Source organism: Streptomyces sp. AM 2-1-1 (assembly GCF_029167645.1).
Lineage (GTDB): Bacteria > Actinomycetota > Actinomycetes > Streptomycetales > Streptomycetaceae > Streptomyces.
The window spans coordinates 1,798,298-1,814,416 of sequence record NZ_CP119147.1 but is presented as its reverse complement, the minus strand read 5'-3'; the positions used below and the strand labels follow the sequence as shown (position 1 = coordinate 1,814,416).

Sequence of the window (16,119 nt, the reverse complement as noted above, 5' to 3'; positions counted from 1 at the left end):
AGATTGCGATGAGCACTCGATGAGTACGCGATGAGTACGCCCATGAAGTAGCGACGGTCCGGCGGTAACCCGGACCTAAAAGGAGCGATGTGGCTAAGGTCCGGGTATACGAACTCGCCAAGGAGTTCGGCGTCGAGAGCAAGGTCGTCATGGCCAAGCTCCAAGAACTCGGTGAATTCGTCCGTTCGGCGTCCTCGACGATCGAGGCGCCGGTTGTACGCAAGTTGACTGACGCACTGCAGGGGCCCGGCGGCAACGCCGGCAAGTCCGCTGCCAAGCCGGGAGCGCCTCGCAAGGCCGCCCCCGCCAAGCCCGCGGCGCCCTCCCCGGCCGCTGCGGCACGTCCCGCCGGCCCCAAGCCCGGCGCACCGGCTCCCAAGCCGGCCGCCGCGCCTGAGACCAGCGCCCCCGCGGCTTCCGCCGCACCGTCGGCCGGCCCCCGCCCGGGTCCGCGTCCGGCACCCCGTCCCGCCCCGGTGACCCCGGTCCCCGCCGCCGAGTTCTCGGCGCCGGAGCCGGCCCAGCCGGCCGCGCCGCAGCAGCCCCAGGCCGCGCGTCCCGCGGGTGCCACCCCGGGCCCCCGCCCCGCCCGTCCGGCTCCGGCCGGCGGTCAGCGTGACGGCGGCCAGCGCGACAGCCGCCCCGAGCGCGGTGGCGAGCGTGGCGGCGACCGCCCCGCGCGTCCCGCCGGTCAGGGCGCCCCGCGCCCCGGCGGCGCACGTCCGGCCGGTCCCCGTCCGGGCAACAACCCCTTCACCTCCGGCGGTACCACCGGCATGGCGCGCCCCCAGGCGCCCCGTCCCGGCGGTGCCCCGCGCCCCGGTGGTCAGGAGCGCCCCGGCGCTCCGCGCCCCCAGGGCAACACCGGTGGTCCCGGTGGCGCCCCGCGTCCGCAGGGTGCCCAGGGCGGCGCACGTCCGAGCCCGGGCGGGATGCCCCGCCCGCAGGCTCCGCGTCCCGGCGCCCCCGCCGGTAACCGTCCCAACCCCGGCATGATGCCGCAGCGTCCCGCCGCGGGTCCGCGTCCCGGCGGTGGCCCCGGCGGTGGCCGTGGTCCCGGCACCGGTGGTGCGGGTCGTCCCGGCGGCGCCGGCGGTGCCGGTCGTCCCGGTGGCGGCGGCGGCTTCGCGGGTCGTCCCGGTGGCGGCGGCGGTGGCGGCTTCGCCGGCCGTCCGGCCGGTCCCGGTGGCGGCGGCGGTGCCGGTCGTCCCGGTGGCGGTGGCGGCGGCTTCGGCGGTCGTCCCGGCTTCGGCGGTCGTCCCGGCGGCCCCGGTGGCCGCGGTGGCACACAGGGTGCGTTCGGCCGTCCCGGCGGTCCGGCGCGTCGTGGTCGCAAGTCGAAGCGGCAGAGGCGCCAGGAGTACGAGGCCATGCAGGCCCCGTCGGTCGGCGGCGTCATGCTGCCCCGCGGCAACGGGCAGGCCGTCCGTCTGTCGCGCGGTGCCTCCCTCACCGACTTCGCGGAGAAGATCGGCGCCAACCCGGCGTCGCTCGTCGGCGTGATGATGAACCTCGGCGAGATGGTCACCGCCACGCAGTCCGTCTCCGACGAGACGCTGCGACTCCTCGCGGACGAGATGAACTTCGTCCTCGAGATCGTCAGCCCGGAGGAGGAGGACCGCGAGCTGCTCGAGTCCTTCGACATCGAGTTCGGCGAGGACGAGGGCGGCGAGGAAGCACTCATCGCCCGTCCGCCGGTCGTGACCGTCATGGGTCACGTCGACCACGGTAAGACCCGACTGCTGGACGCGATCCGCAAGACGAACGTCGTCGCGGGCGAGGCCGGCGGCATCACCCAGCACATCGGTGCCTACCAGGTCTCCGCCGAGGTCAACGGCGAGGACCGGAAGATCACCTTCATCGACACCCCGGGTCACGAGGCGTTCACCGCCATGCGTGCACGTGGTGCGAAGTCGACCGACATCGCGATCCTCGTGGTGGCGGCCAACGACGGTGTGATGCCCCAGACGATCGAGGCGCTGAACCACGCCAAGGCGGCCGACGTGCCGATCGTGGTCGCGGTCAACAAGATCGACGTCGAAGGTGCCGACCCGGTCAAGGTGCGCGGTCAGCTCACCGAGTTCGGGCTGGTGGCCGAGGAGTACGGCGGCGACACCATGTTCGTCGACATCTCCGCCAAGCAGGGTCTCAACATCGAATCCCTGCTGGAAGCCGTCGTCCTCACCGCCGACGCCTCGCTCGACCTGCGGGCCAACCCGGAGCAGGACGCGCAGGGCATCGCGATCGAGTCCCACCTCGACCGCGGCCGCGGTGCCGTCGCCACCGTCCTGGTGCAGCGAGGCACGCTGCGGGTCGGCGACACGATGGTCGTGGGCGACGCCTACGGCCGAGTCCGCGCCATGCTCGACGACAAGGGCGAGAACGTCGAGGAAGCGGGTCCCTCGACCCCCGTCCTCGTCCTCGGTCTCACCAACGTCCCGGGTGCCGGCGACAACTTCCTGGTCGTCGACGAGGACCGCACGGCCCGGCAGATCGCCGAGAAGCGTGCGGCCCGCGAGCGCAACGCCAACTTCGCCCGCAAGGGTGTCCGGTTCTCCCTGGAGAACCTCGACGAGGCGCTCAAGGCCGGTCTGGTCCAGGAACTCAACCTCATCATCAAGGGCGACGCGTCCGGTTCGGTGGAGGCTCTCGAGTCCTCGCTGCTCCAGCTCGACGTCGGCGACGAGGTCGACATCCGGATCCTGCACCGCGGTGTGGGTGCGGTCACCGAGTCGGACATCAACCTGGCGACCGGCTCCGACGCCATCGTGATCGGCTTCAACGTGCGTGCCGCAGGGCGCGCGCAGCAGATGGCCGAGCGCGAAGGCGTGGACGTCCGGTACTACTCGGTCATCTACCAGGCGATCGAAGAGATCGAAGCGGCCCTCAAGGGCATGCTCAAGCCGGAGTACGAAGAGGTCGAGCTCGGTACGGCGGAGATCCGTGAGGTCTTCCGCTCGTCCAAGCTGGGCAACATCGCCGGTGTCCTGGTCCGGTCCGGCGAGGTCAAGCGCAACACCAAGGCGCGCCTGCTCCGCGACGGCAAGGTCATCGCGGAGAGCCTCAACATCTCCGGTCTGCGCCGCTTCAAGGACGATGTCACCGAGATCCGCGAAGGCTTCGAGGGCGGTATCAACCTCGGAAACTTCAACGACATCAAGATCGACGACGTCATCGCGACGTACGAGATGCGCGAGAAGCCGCGAGGCTGATCCGTACCTCAACAGTCGGGGCCGGTCGACGGGTGGGAATTCCCGTCGACCGGCCCCGGCCGTTCCGGTACGGTTCTGGTGTTCCTGCCACGCGTGAGCAGGACGCGAACCCGCACCGGCGGGACATCCGGGCATCCATGTATGTGGGCACTCTGTCCTTCGATCTCCTCCTCGGCGACGTACGGTCGTTGAAGGAGAAGCGTTCCATCGTCCGGCCGATCGTCGCCGAGCTCCAGCGCAAGTTCGCGGTGAGCGTGGCGGAGACGGGCGATCAAGACCTCCATCGCAGGGCCGAAATCGGCCTCGCCGTGGTCTCCGGGGAAACCCGGCACCTCACAGACGTGCTGGACCGGTGCGAGCGACTCGTCGCCGGCCGGCCGGAAGTGGAGCTGCTGTCCGTACGGCGGCGGCTGCACAGCGACGAAGACGATTGAGCAAGGCAGAAGGAGACGGACCAGTGGCCGACAACGCGCGGGCGAAGAAGCTGGCGGACCTCATCCAGCAGGTGGTCGCCGAGAAACTGCAGCGCGGGATCAAGGACCCCCGGCTGGGTACCCACGTGACGATCACGGACACCCGCGTCACCGGTGACCTGCGGGAGGCCACGGTCTTCTACACGGTCTACGGCGACGACGAGGACCGGGCGGGCGCGGCGGCGGGCCTGGAGAGCGCCAAGGGCGTGCTGCGTTCGGCGGTCGGGGCGGCGGCGGGGACGAAGTTCACCCCCACCCTCGCCTTCGTGGCGGACGCCCTGCCGGAGAACGCCCAGGCGATCGAGGACCTCCTCGACCGGGCGCGGGCCTTGGACGCCAAGGTGCGGGAGGCGTCCTCGGGCGCCACGTACGCCGGTGGCGCCGACCCGTACCGCAAGCCGGAGGACGAGGACGACACCTCCGCATGACAGAGCAGATCAAGACGCCGGACGGCCTTGTCATCGTCGACAAGCCGTCCGGCTTCACCTCGCACGACGTCGTCGCCAAGATGCGCGGCATCGCCCGGACCCGCCGCGTCGGCCACGCCGGCACGCTGGATCCGATGGCGACCGGGGTGCTGGTGCTCGGCGTGGAACGGGCCACCAAGCTGCTCGGCCACCTCGCGCTCACCGAGAAGGAGTACCTCGGGACGATCCGGCTCGGCCAGGACACCGTCACCGACGACGCCGAGGGCGAGATCACCTCGTCCACGGACGCCTCCCGGGTCACCCGTGAGGGCATCGACGCCGGTGTCGCCGCGCTGAGCGGGCCGATCATGCAGGTCCCGTCGAAGGTCAGCGCCATCAAGATCGACGGCAAGAGGTCGTACGCGCGGGTGCGCGGCGGCGAGGAGTTCGAGATCCCGGCCCGTCCGGTGACGGTCTCCTCGTTCCGCGTCTACGACGTCCGTGAGGCGGTCGCGGAAGACGGCACCCCGGTCAGGGACCTGGTCGTCTCCGTCGTCTGCTCCTCGGGGACGTACATCCGGGCCCTGGCCCGGGACCTCGGCGCCGGACTCGGCGTCGGCGGACACCTGACCGCGCTGCGCCGCACACGGGTCGGCCCGTACGGCATCGACGCCGCCCGGACGCTGGAGCAGCACCAGGAGAAGCTGGCGGTGATGCCGGTCGCCGAGGCCGCCGGGTCGGCGTTCCCGCGCTGGGACGTGGACGAGAAGCGGGCCAAGCTGCTGCTCAACGGCGTCCGGCTGGACATGCCCTCCTACCCGCCGGGTCCGGTCGCGGTCTTCGGACCGGACGGCGCCTTCCTGGTGCTGGTGGAGGAGGAGAAGGGCAAGGCCAAGAGCCTCGCCGTCTTCGCCTGAGGGCGAGTGCCGGCCCGTCCTCGGGGAGCGGCCGGGCACCCGTCCCACCCGGTCCCCCGCACGGCCCGTTTCCCGGTCGGTAACCACCGACCGGGAAGCGGGCCGCTGTCGTGGAGCGGACCCCCTCGCTTCCCACGCCCCACGAACCCCCCTCCGCCGAGCACCCTGTCCATTTCGGCCCCCGAACTCCCCCCAATGGACGGGCGCTCGGAGTGAAGCAGGGGCGCGAGAGGGCGCATTCACCCGTTCCGGCCCGTACGGGCACCTTCGCCCGCCTACCTTCTGACCATGAGGAGCGGGGATCGGACGACGCTGGTGAGGATCTGCGACCAGGCCGGCCGGCCCCGGGGCACCGGGTTCCTGGCCGACGACCGCGGCACCGTCGTGACGAGCCACCAGGTCCTCGACACCCTGACGCGCGGGGGACACCTCCTCCTGCACGGGCCCGGGGGCGCACCCTGCCCCGTCGGCCCCGGTGACGCCGTCGCGCTGCCCTCCCTCGGCCTCGCCCTGCTGCGCACCGAGGGCACCGCCGCCCTGGGCCTCGACCCCCTGCCGATCGCCGCCCCCGACCGGGCGGAGCCGGGCGCGTACGTCCACATCGCCGCCCACGGCATCCGCCAGGCCCGCGTCCTCGGCACCACCGCGGCCACCTACACCCCACGCGACGGCCGCGCGTACCCGGTGCCCACCGCGCTGGAACTCGCGGTCGGCACCGACGGCCGCGACGCGCTGCGCTCCGGCGGAGCCGCCGTCGGCGGGCCCGTCACCGATCCCCACACCGGGGCCGTCCTCGGGGTGCTCTGCACCGCCCTGCGCGCCGGGCACGAGGCGGCCGGGCTCGCGGTGCCGCTGCGCCCCGGCGACCACGGCCCCTTCGACGAGCTCCTCGCCCGCAACGCCCGCACCGTTCCCGGCTACGGCCCCGACCTCAACCTGGCCGGTGCCTGCCGGCTCACCGCCGCCTCGGTCGGCACGGCCCGCTCCGCCGACCAGAGCCCCCCGCCGGTGGAACGCGAGGACGTCACCGAGGAGTTCGCCGCCTTCGAGCGCGGTACGGCCACCGTCCTCGGCCTGGTCGGCGTGCCCGGCTCCGGCCGCACCACCGAACTCGCCGCCCTCGCCGCCCGCCGCGCGGAGGCCGGGGTCCGCGCGCCCACCCTCTGGCTGCGCGGCGCCGACCTGCGGTCCGACGACCGCTCGGTGGCCGACGCCGTCGCCCGGACCCTGGAGCGCTCCGCCCGCATCGAGGGCGCGGCGGGCCGTCAGCACGGCTCCGAGGAGGCGGCCGGTGCGACTCCGGAGCGGGTGGCCGCCCTCGCCGCGTCCGCCGGCCGCCCGCTCCTCGTCCTCCTGGACGGGCCCGAGGAGATGCCGCCCGTGCTCGTCCACCACCTGGCGGGGTGGACCGCCGCCACCGCGGGCTGGCTCCGGGCGCACGAGGCCCGCATGGTGGTCGCCTGCCGCCCCGAACACTGGGAGGCGGTGGGAGGTCTGTACCCGCCGGGGGTCCTCCACCACCCCGCGCGCCCCGCCGTGGGCCTCCCGCCCGCCGTGGCGCTCGCGGAACTCACCACGGCGCAGGCGGCCCGGGTCCGGGAGCGGTACGGCATCGGGGACGGCGCCGTCGCACCCGGCCACGACCGGCACCCGCTGACCCTGCGGCTCCTCGCCGAACTCCGCGCGGTGCTGCCGCCCGACGTGCCGGGCACCCCGGACACCGAGGACGTCTACGCCGCCCACCTCGATCTGACCTGCGCCCGGGTGGCCGTCCGGATCGCCGCGCCGGCAGACCCGCCCATGGGCGGCACCGCCGTGCGCAGGCTCGCCGCGCGCGTGGCGGGCCAGGTGCACGAGGCGGCCCGCCGGTGCTTGGGCCCCGGCCAGGGAGAGCTGGGCCGGGAGGCCTTCGAGGAACTCTTCCCCCGGCGCACCGGGTGGGCCGCCGCAGTCCTGACCGAGGGTCTCCTCGTCCCGGCCGGTGAGGGCTACCGCTTCGCCCACGAGGACCTCGGCGACTGGGTGCAGGGAGCCCACCTCGACCTGGACGCGGCCCTGGGCTTCCTGGTGCACCGCTGGCACACCGAGGACGGCCCGGCCCCGGCCCCCGGCCCGGAGGGCGACCCCGCACCCCCGCACCACCTCCCCGTGCCCCGCCACCGCATCGGGCCGGTCGTCCGGGCGATGCTGCTGACCGGCCGGCGCCAGGGCGACGCCGCGCTGGCGCACCGCATGGCCGACCTGATCGAGGCGCTGGACCGGCTGGGCGCCCGCGTGCGGGACGGCCGCCCCTCCCGTCCCGGCCACGAGGACGCGGCGTGGTGGGCGGCCCGGCTGCTGCGCGAGACCCTGCTCAGGATCACCGATGCCCGTCCGTACGCCGGGGTGCTGCGGGTGCTCGCCGGGCGGATCGTCCACGACACCGCATCGGGGGGAGCCGTGGGGGAGGGGACCTTCGCCGCGTTCGCTCCCTGGTTCTGGCGGCGGCTGGGGCTCCCCGTCGAGGACCGGATCGAGCTGCTGCGTGCCCTGGTGCCCGTCGACGGGGCCACCGGGCTCACCGTGCGGGACAGCGGGCTCACGGTGCGGGACGCCGTGCTCGCCGTGCGGCACGGCGGCGGAGCGGGGGCGCACGGCGGGGACGCGGCGCGGGACGGCCTCGTGGCGGCCCGGGACGGCGGGGAGGGCTTCCTCGACGCGGTGGGCCGGCTGCTGACGGAGGACCCGGCGCCGGTGCGGCGGATGCTCTGCGGCTGGTTCACGGACGAGCGCCCGCTGCACGCCGCGGCCGGGGACGTCCCGGCCCCGGGAGGGCCCACGGTGGCCTCCGCCGCACAGGCGCTGCTCCACGCCCACCGGGACCTCGACCCGGACGATCTCGCCGAGGCGCTGGTGGACACCCCGCACCCACGCGCCGAGGAACTCCTCGGCGACCTCGCCGAGGACACGCCCGGCACCCTGTGCCGCGCCGTCGCGCGCTGGGCCCGGGACGACGAACGCCCCGAGCGCCGTACGGCCGCCGCGCGCCACGCCGCCGCCGTGCTCGGCCGCGCCGGGACGGCCGAGGACCGTGCCCTGGTGCGGGCCGCCGCCCTCGCCCTGCTGGGCCGTACCGAGGACGCCCCGCTGCACGGCCCGGCCCTCGCCCTGCTCGTCCGCGACCCGGAGACCCGGGAGCGGTGGCTGCCGCAGGCGCTGCGGGCCTACGCCCAAGGTGCGCCCGGGGTGCCGACCGACCTGGTCGCCGAGGCACTGCCCGCGTTCCCGGAGCCCGTGCTGGCCGCGCTCCGCGCCCGGTTGTCCGGCCCGGGCGGGGAGGCCGGCGAGACGCTCGTCGAGCTGGCCGCCCTCGACCTTCCGGCGCTCTCCCTGCACACCGCCGGGCTCGTCCGCACCTACCTCCGGCACGCCGGGGGCTCCGGTGACGGTGGCGCGCCGGTCGCCGCCCTGGTGGAGCTGCGGCTGGAGCAGGGCGCCGCCGCCCGGGCGCTGCTGCTGCCCCTGGTCGCCTCGCTGCTGCGGGACCCGCCCGCGCCCGCCCCGGTCCGCGCGGCGCTGGCCCGGACGCTCGCCTGCGGGGGGAGTCCCGCGTCCCGCCCCGCCCGGGCCGAGCTGCTGGAGACGCTGATGGAGTACGAGCAGGCCACCGGAGGCGACCCCGAGGTGCTGCACGCCCTGCTCCGGGCGGCCGCGACCGGTTCGGCGAGGCGTCCCGAGCCCCGTACCCGGGCGCTGGTCCACCGGACCGGGACGCTGCTCGTCCGCTCGGAGGAGGGAGCCGGCCGGTTCGACCGCGAGCTGGTCGAACTCGCCTCCGTCGTGCCGGGTTTCGCGGCGATGGTCTGCCGGTGGCTGGCCGCCGCCCCCGAGGAGTGGGCGGCCGTGCTGGGGGCGGAAGCCCGAGCGGCCCTGGAGCGACTGGCGGCCTCCCGGCGCACGATGACGGTGCCGATGCAGGCGGCGGGGCGCGAGCATGGCAGTCTTAGACCTGCGTAATCGACACACACACGTACACAGGTTCGGGCGAGGAGCGGTCACGGTGCAGTGCTGGCGCGGCTTGGAGGACATCCCCGAGGACTGGGGGCGCAGCGTCGTCACCATCGGGTCCTACGACGGGGTGCACCGAGGGCACCAGCTGATCATCGGCAGGGCGGTGGAACGCGCCCGCGCGCTCGGTGTGCCGTCGGTCGTCGTGACCTTCGATCCGCACCCCAGTGAAGTCGTCCGCCCGGGCAGCCACCCACCGCTGCTCGCCCCGCACCTGCGCCGCGCGGAGCTGATGGCGGAGCTGGGCGTCGACGCGCTGCTCATCCTGCCGTTCACCCTGGAGTTCTCGAAGCTCGCTCCCGCCGACTTCATCGTGAAGGTGCTGGTCGACCGGCTGCACGCGCGCACCGTGATCGAGGGACCGAACTTCCGGTTCGGCCACAAGGCGGCGGGCAACGTCGAACTCCTCGCCGAGCTGGGCCGCACCTACGACTACACCGTCGAGGTCGTCGACCTGTTCGTCAGCGGCGGGGCGGGCGGCGGCCTCCCGTTCTCCTCCACCCTCACCCGCCGCCTGATCGCCGAGGGCGACGTCTCCGGGGCCGCCGAGATCCTGGGCCGTCCGCACCGGGTCGAGGGCGTCGTGGTGCGCGGCGCGCAGCGCGGCCGTGACCTCGGCTTCCCCACCGCCAACGTCGAGACGGTCCCGCACAGCGCGATCCCCGCCGACGGCGTCTACGCGGGCTGGCTCGACGTCGACGGCGAGTGCATGCCCGCCGCGATCTCCGTCGGCACCAACCCGCAGTTCGACGGGGTCGAGCGGACCGTGGAGGCGTACGCCATCGGCCGGGTCGGCCTGGACCTGTACGGCATGCACGCGGCGGTGGACTTCCTGGCCTACGTGCGCGGGATGCTGAGGTTCGACTCCGTCGACGACCTGATGGTGGCGATGGCCGCCGACGTCGTGCGGTGCACCGAGCTGATCGCCGCGTACGAGGCCGAGCACGGCGCCTGACGCCGTACCCGGCCCCGTCCGCGGGAAGCTACGCCGGGGCCGCGGCCGGTTCCTCCCCGGCGGTCGCGTGAGCCCAGTGACAGGCGACCTGTCCCGCGCCCCCGCCGTCGAGCACTGGCAGGTCCTTCGTACGGCAGGCGTCCGCCACCCCCGCCCGCTCGGCCTCGCCCGAGGCGAAGACCTGGCACCGGACGTGGAACCGGCATCCTCCCGGCACGTTCGAGGGATCCGGCGCCTCGCCGGCCAGCACCACCGGCTCACCCGGCGCCTCCGGCAGCACGGAGAGCAGCGCCCTGGTGTACGGGTGCCGGGGGGCCGTCAGGATCTCCTCGACCGCGCCGGTCTCCACGATCCGCCCGAGGTACATCACCGCCACCCGGTCCGCGATGTTCCACGCGAGCCCCAGATCGTGGGTGACGATCAGCGCGGAAAGACCGAGTTCGTCGCGCAGCCGCAGCAGCAGCGCCAGGATCTCGCCGCGCACCGAGGCGTCGAGCGACGCCACCGGTTCGTCGGCCACCAGGAGTTCGGGTTCCAGCACCAGCGCCCCGGCGATGACGACTCGCTGGCGCTGGCCGCCCGAGAGCTCGTGCGGGTAACGCAGGAAGAAGCGTTCCGGCGGCCGCAGCCCGGCCCGTGACAGTGCGCCGGCCACCGCGGCCCGCTCGTCCCCCCGGTGGCCGTGGATGCGCAGCCCCTCCGCCACCGCGTCGTACACCGTGTGACGGGGGTTGAGGGAACCGGTGGGGTCCTGGAGCACCAGTTGGGCGCGCTTGCGGTACGCCTTCATGGCCCGGGCCGAAGGGTCGAGCGGCCGTCCCTCGAAGGTGATCCTGCCCGCGGTCGGTGCCACCAGGCCCAGCAGCGACCGGGCGAGCGTCGTCTTGCCGCATCCCGACTCGCCCACCAGGGCGACGATCTCGCCGGGCCGGATGTCGAGCGCCACCCCGTCCACGGCCCGCGCGGGTCCGGCCCCCCGGCGGCCGGGGAAGGTGACCTCCAGCTCCTGCGCGCTCAGCAGCGGAGTGGTCGTCACTGGGGTGGTCGTCATGGGGTGCTCCTCGCTTCCTCTGCTCCGGGTTCGCTCGTGCCCGTCTCCGAGTCCCCGGCGGGCTCGGCCGGCGCCGCCCCGACGACGGGGAGCGAGACGGGTGCGGGCCGCGTGGCGGGCGCCGGAGCCGCCGGGCCCACCAGCACGCAGGCCGCGCGCCGTCCCGGCCCGGCGTCCCGCAGCCACTGGTCCTCCTCGGCGCAGGACTCCAGCGCCGCCGAGCACCGGGGGTGGAAGGCGCAGCCCGTGGGCAGCGCCGCCGGGTCCGGCGGGTCGCCGGGCAGCCCGCGCGGGGCGTGCCGCGAGGCCGGGTCGCCGATGCGCGGGAAGGCGGCGGAGAGCGCCGCCCCGTACGGGTGCCGGGCGTGCCGGTAGACCTCCTGGGCCGGACCCTCCTCCACGACCCGGCCCGCGTACATCACGGCGAGCCGGTCGCAGGTGTCGGAGAGCACCGCCAGGTCGTGGCTGATCATGACGAGCCCGAGGTCCTGGTCGGCGACGAGTTGTTCGATCAGCCGGAGGATCTGAGCCTGGATCATCACGTCGAGCGCGGTGGTCGGTTCGTCGGCGACGATCAGCCGGGGGTCGCAGGCGAGCGCCATGGCGATCATGACCCGCTGCCGCTGGCCGCCCGAGAGTTCGTGCGGGTAGGCGGCGGCCCTCGCCGCCGGCAGCCCCACCTGCTCCAGCAGCTGGCCGGCACGGACCCGGGCGGCCGCCGGGGTCGCCCGTCGGTGCAGCAGGATCGGTTCGGCGATCTGGTCGCCCACGCGGTGCACCGCGTTGAGGGAGTGCATCGCTCCCTGGAAGACGATGGACGCCCCTGCCCAGCGGACCGCCCGCAGGCGGCCCCATTTCATCGTCAGGACGTCCTCTCCGTCCAGGAGGATCTCGCCGCGCAGGGTGGCCGAGGCGGGCAGCAGCCGCAGCAGCGCGAGCGCCAGCGTCGACTTCCCGCAGCCCGACTCCCCGGCGATGCCGAGCTTCTGCCCGGCGTCGACCCGCAGGTCCACGCCGCGTACGGCGGGTACGGCCGACGACCCGGAGCCGTAGGTGACGTGGAGGTCGCGCACCTCCAGCAGGGGGCCGCCCAAGACGGTGGCTGTCATGCTGGTCCGTTCTTCGGGGGCGCTCAACGTTCGCTCCCCAGCTTGGGGTTGAGCACCGACTCGATGGTCCGCCCGCAGAGGGTGAAGGCGAGGGCGACGACCGCGATGGCGATTCCGGGCGGGGCGAGGTACCACCAGTCGCCCGAGCTGACGGCCCCGGCCTCGCGGGCGTCCTGGAGCAGGCCGCCCCAGGAGACGATCGTGGGGTCGCCGAGCCCGAGGAAGGCGAGCGTCGCCTCGGTGAGGATGGCGGTGGAGATCGCCAGAGTGGCCTGGGCGAGGACCATCGGCATCACGTTGGGCAGCACGTGGCGGCTCATGATGTGGCCGTGTCCGCCGCCCAGCGCCCGGGAGCGCTCGATGTAGGGGCGCGACTCCACCGAGAGCGTCTGGGCGCGCACCAGCCGGGCGGTGGTCGGCCAGGTCGTCACACCGATCGCCAGCACCGTCGTCCAGAGCGACCGCGAGAGCACGGTGGCCAGGGCGATGGCGAGCACCAGCGTCGGCATCACCAGGAACCAGTCGGTGACCCGCATGGCGACCGCCCCGTACCAGCCCCGGAAGTGACCCGCCGTGACGCCGACCAGGGTGCCGATGGCCACCGAGAGGAAGGCCGCGAGCAGCCCTACCGTGAGCGACACCCGGGCGCCCCAGAGCAGCAGCGCCAGCAGACTCCGGCCGAACTGGTCGGTGCCGAGGGGAAACTCCGCGCTCGGCGGTTCCATCGGTCCGCCGGGAGCCTGGGTGACGCTCTTGGAGTCGGTCCCCACCAGCAGGGGGGCCGCCAGTGCCAGTACGGCGATGACCACCAGCACCCCGAGCCCCACCATCCCGGCCCGGTGCGTCCGGTACTGCGCCCAGAAACGGGCCGCGGCCCGCCGCCTGCGGGTCCACGTCAGTGCGCGCGGGCCGCTGCCCGGGCCCAGCGCGTCCGTCGAGGTCGTCATCGGCCCACCCGGGGATCGAAGAGCGGATAGAGCACGTCGGCGAGGGTGTTCATCAGGATCACCGCAGCGGCGAAGACGAAGAACAGCGCCTGCACCAACGGCAGGTCGGGGACGCTCAGCGCCTGGTAGAAGAGGCCGCCGAGGCCCGGCCAGGAGAACACGGTCTCGACCAGGATCGCTCCGGCGACCGTGTTGCCGAGGTTGACGAAGAGCAGCGTCACCGTCGGCAGCATCGCGTTCGGCACCGCGTGCCGGCGGCGGACCTGGTCGTCCCGCAGCCCTTTCGCGCGGGCCGTCGTCAGGTAGTCGCCGCCCATCTCGTCCAGCAGCGAGGAGCGCATCACCAGCAGGGTGCGGGCGTACTCGACCGCCACCAGCGTGACGACGGGCAGCACCAGGTGGTGGGCGACGTCCAGCACGTACCCGAAGCCGGACGAGTCGCCGGACTCCATGCCGCCGGTCGGGAAGAGCCCCGGGATCGGGCCGATGCCGACCGAGAGCGTGACGATCAGCAGCAGCCCGAGCCAGAACGACGGTACGGAGTAGAGGGTCAGCGCGAACGCGGTGTGGAAGCGGTCCCCGAAGGAGCCGTTGCGCCAGGCGGAGCGGGAGCCCAGCCAGATGCCGATCACCGTGTAGATCACGAACGCGGTACCGGTGAGCAGCAGCGTCGCGGGGAGCGCCTCGGTGATCTTGTCGATGACCGGGGCACGGAACTGGTACGAGGTGCCGAAGTCACCGGTGAGCGCGTTGCCGCAGTACTGGGTGAACTGCTGCCAGAGCGGCAGGTCGAGCCCGAACTCCCGGCGCATGGCCGCGATCTGCTCGGTGGTCACCTGCCGCCCGCCGGTCATCTGCTTGACCGGGTCACCGGGGATCAGCCGGAAGAGGAAGAAGCTGGTGACGAGGACGGCGAACAGCGAGACGGCGGCGCCGCCCAGCTTGCCCGCCGCGTAGCGGAGGTAGGCGGTGGTGGAGCGGGCGTGCGGCGTGCGGACCGCCGGTCCGGGCTGAGCCGGACCGGCGGTTCCCGCGCCCTCCACGCCCGCCGGGCCGAAGCCCGGCAGGGGAGTGCTGTCAGTGCTCATCGGTTATTCCCGGTCCTCCGCGGTGGAACGGCGGCGCCGGGCGAACAGCAGTCCGCCGGCGGCCAGGACGACGACGGCGATGCCGACGCCCACGAGCACTCCGGTGGAGCCGCCCGAGTCCGAGGAACCGCTCGCCGACGCGGCGGGGACCGCGGACCACCAGCTCCAGTAGCCGTCCTGGCCGTAGATGTTGCCGGCGTCCGAAGGCATCGTGGTGATGGACGCGATCTGGTCGGTGCGGTAGGCCTCCACGGCGTTCGGGTACGCCATGACGTTCATGTACCCGGTGTCGTAGAGCCGCGACTGCATGTCCTTGACGAGCGTCGCGCGGGCGGCGGGGTCGTACTCCGCCAGCTGCTTGGCGTAGAGGTCGTCGAACTGCGGGTCGCAGATGAAGTTGTCCGTCGCGGCCGACTCCTTGGCCTTGGCGGGCAGGGCGCCGCAGGTGTGGATGGAGAGGACGAAGTCCGGGTCCGGGTTGACCGACCAGCCGTCGAAGGCGAGGTCGTACTCACCCGCGTACCAGGGGTCCGAGACGTTGTCGAGGCAGTCGACCTTCAGGCCGACGCCCAGGTCGCCCCACCACTCCTGGAGGTACTTGCCGACCGCCTTGTCGTTCGGGTCGGTGGCGTGGCACAGGATGCGCAGGTCCAGCGGCTTGCCGTCCTTGCCGACCCGCTTGCCGTCGCCGTTCTTCCGGTATCCGGCCTGGTCGAGGAGGGAGGCCGCGCGGGCGGGGTCGTACCCCAGCTGCTGACCGGCGGCGGGCTGCCACTGGTATGCGGAGAAGCGCGGGGGGATGTAGCCGGCGCCCTCCACGGCGTGGCCCTGGAAGACCTTGTCGATGATGGTCTTCCGGTCGACCGCGAGGAAGAGTGCCTGGCGGACCTTCTGGTCGAGCAGCGCGGGGTTGCCGTCGCCGAACTTCTGGCCGTCCTTGGTGCGCGCGCCCGGGTTGGTGGCCAGTGCGTAGAAGCGCCGCCCGGGGCCCTCGTTCACCTTGATGTCCGGAGCGGTCTTGAGCGAGGCCGCCTGAGCGGGCGTCAGGCTCGGGCTGCCCGCCACGAAGGAGACCTCGCCCTTGCGCAGGGCGGCGACGGCGGCGTCCTGGTCCTTGTAGTACCGGAAGACGATCTCGTCGAACTTGGGCGACCCGCGCCAGAAGTCCTTGTTGGCCTTGAGCTTGACGTAGCTGTCGACCTGGTAGTCGGTCAGCACGAAGGGACCGTCACCGACGATGGGGAACTTCGTGTCGTTGTTGAACTTCGAGAAGTCGGAGACGTCCTTCCAGACGTGCTCGGGGACGATCGGCACGTCGAGCGCGGCCATCGTGGCCTGCGGCTTCTTCAGTGTGATGACGAGCTTGTCCGGGCTGGGCGCGGTCACCGAGTCGAAGTTGGTGACGAAGGAGCCGTTGGCGGTGGCCGCCCCCTCGTCCTCCATCATGGTGTTGAAGGTCCACGCCGCGTCCTTCGCGGTGACCTTCTCCCCGTCCGACCACTTCGCGTCGGACCGTATCGTGTACGTCCACGTCAGCTTGTCCGGTGACGGCTCCCACTTCGTGGCGAGACCCGGGACCGCGTGGCTGTCCTTCGGGTCATAGTTCGTCAGGTAGTCGTACATGAGCCGCAGGACGCTGGTGCTCAGCAGCCGCTGCGCCAGGAAGGGACTCAGCGAGTCCACGCTCTGTGCGACCGCCACCGTGAGCGTCGTCTTCCCGTCGTCGGCCTGGGCGGGCGGGGCGGCGAGCGGAGCGGGGGCGCCCGGTACGAGCGAGCCGGCGGCGAGCGCCAGCGCGGCGGCACCCGAGGCCGTGAGGAGGCGCAGACGATGGCCTGGCCGGGCGGTACGGACGGGACTTCTTGTGACCATGGGACGTCGACCTCGCGTCATGACTCGCTGGTGGGGCGGCG

Annotated in this window: 11 protein-coding genes; 6 read left to right on the top strand and 5 right to left on the bottom strand. The window is 73.6% G+C overall.

The features are described from left to right. Positions 1-89 precede the first annotated feature (89 nt). From infB to PZB77_RS07520, 6 genes are all read left to right on the top strand, one after another. Entirely contained in the window at positions 90-3,212 is a 3,123-nt protein-coding gene (gene infB, locus PZB77_RS07545) for a translation initiation factor IF-2 (RefSeq protein WP_275491798.1), read from the top strand. Between the two features lie 137 nt (positions 3,213-3,349). Beyond that, positions 3,350-3,646 carry a DUF503 domain-containing protein gene (locus tag PZB77_RS07540; RefSeq protein WP_275491797.1) on the top strand — a complete coding sequence of 99 codons (297 nt, stop codon included), beginning with the start codon at positions 3,350-3,352 and terminating at the stop codon, positions 3,644-3,646. A 23-nt stretch (positions 3,647-3,669) separates the two neighbouring features. Beyond that, the gene (gene rbfA / locus PZB77_RS07535) at positions 3,670-4,113 is read left to right on the top strand and encodes a 30S ribosome-binding factor RbfA (RefSeq protein ID WP_275491796.1); all 444 of its coding nucleotides are present in this window, start codon (positions 3,670-3,672) and stop codon (positions 4,111-4,113) included. After that, positions 4,110-5,009, top strand: a complete 900-nt coding sequence (gene truB / locus PZB77_RS07530) for a tRNA pseudouridine(55) synthase TruB (protein ID WP_275491795.1) — start codon at positions 4,110-4,112, stop codon at positions 5,007-5,009. The genes rbfA and truB overlap by 4 nt, the downstream gene beginning before the upstream one ends. Positions 5,010-5,297: 288 nt before the next feature. Next, entirely contained in the window at positions 5,298-9,005 is a 3,708-nt protein-coding gene (locus PZB77_RS07525; RefSeq protein ID WP_275491794.1) for a trypsin-like peptidase domain-containing protein, read from the top strand. A gap of 43 nt (positions 9,006-9,048) precedes the next feature. After that, positions 9,049-10,011 (top strand): bifunctional riboflavin kinase/FAD synthetase, encoded by a 963-nt coding sequence (locus tag PZB77_RS07520; RefSeq protein ID WP_275491793.1) that lies wholly within the window; start codon positions 9,049-9,051, stop codon positions 10,009-10,011. 28 nt (positions 10,012-10,039) lie between these two features. Here the strand turns inward: PZB77_RS07520 and PZB77_RS07515 are convergent, their stop codons facing one another. Genes PZB77_RS07515 through PZB77_RS07495 form a run of 5 tightly spaced genes read right to left on the bottom strand, consistent with a single transcriptional unit; the run spans position 10,040 to position 16,078 of the window. After that, the gene (locus tag PZB77_RS07515) at positions 10,040-11,062 is read right to left on the bottom strand and encodes an ABC transporter ATP-binding protein (RefSeq protein ID WP_275491792.1); all 1,023 of its coding nucleotides are present in this window, start codon (positions 11,060-11,062) and stop codon (positions 10,040-10,042) included. Continuing rightward, positions 11,059-12,171, bottom strand: a complete 1,113-nt coding sequence (locus PZB77_RS07510) for an ABC transporter ATP-binding protein (protein ID WP_275491791.1) — start codon at positions 12,169-12,171, stop codon at positions 11,059-11,061. Before PZB77_RS07510 ends, PZB77_RS07515 begins: the two co-directional genes overlap by 4 nt. Positions 12,172-12,194: 23 nt before the next feature. After that, a complete protein-coding gene (locus PZB77_RS07505) occupies positions 12,195-13,118 on the bottom strand; it encodes an ABC transporter permease (RefSeq protein WP_275491790.1) in 924 nt (307 codons plus the stop codon). Next, positions 13,115-14,206 (bottom strand): ABC transporter permease, encoded by a 1,092-nt coding sequence (locus PZB77_RS07500; protein WP_275491789.1) that lies wholly within the window; start codon positions 14,204-14,206, stop codon positions 13,115-13,117. Before PZB77_RS07500 ends, PZB77_RS07505 begins: the two co-directional genes overlap by 4 nt. Positions 14,207-14,209: 3 nt before the next feature. Then, positions 14,210-16,078 carry an ABC transporter substrate-binding protein gene (locus tag PZB77_RS07495; protein ID WP_275491788.1) on the bottom strand — a complete coding sequence of 623 codons (1,869 nt, stop codon included), beginning with the start codon at positions 16,076-16,078 and terminating at the stop codon, positions 14,210-14,212. Positions 16,079-16,119: the final 41 nt, after the last annotated feature.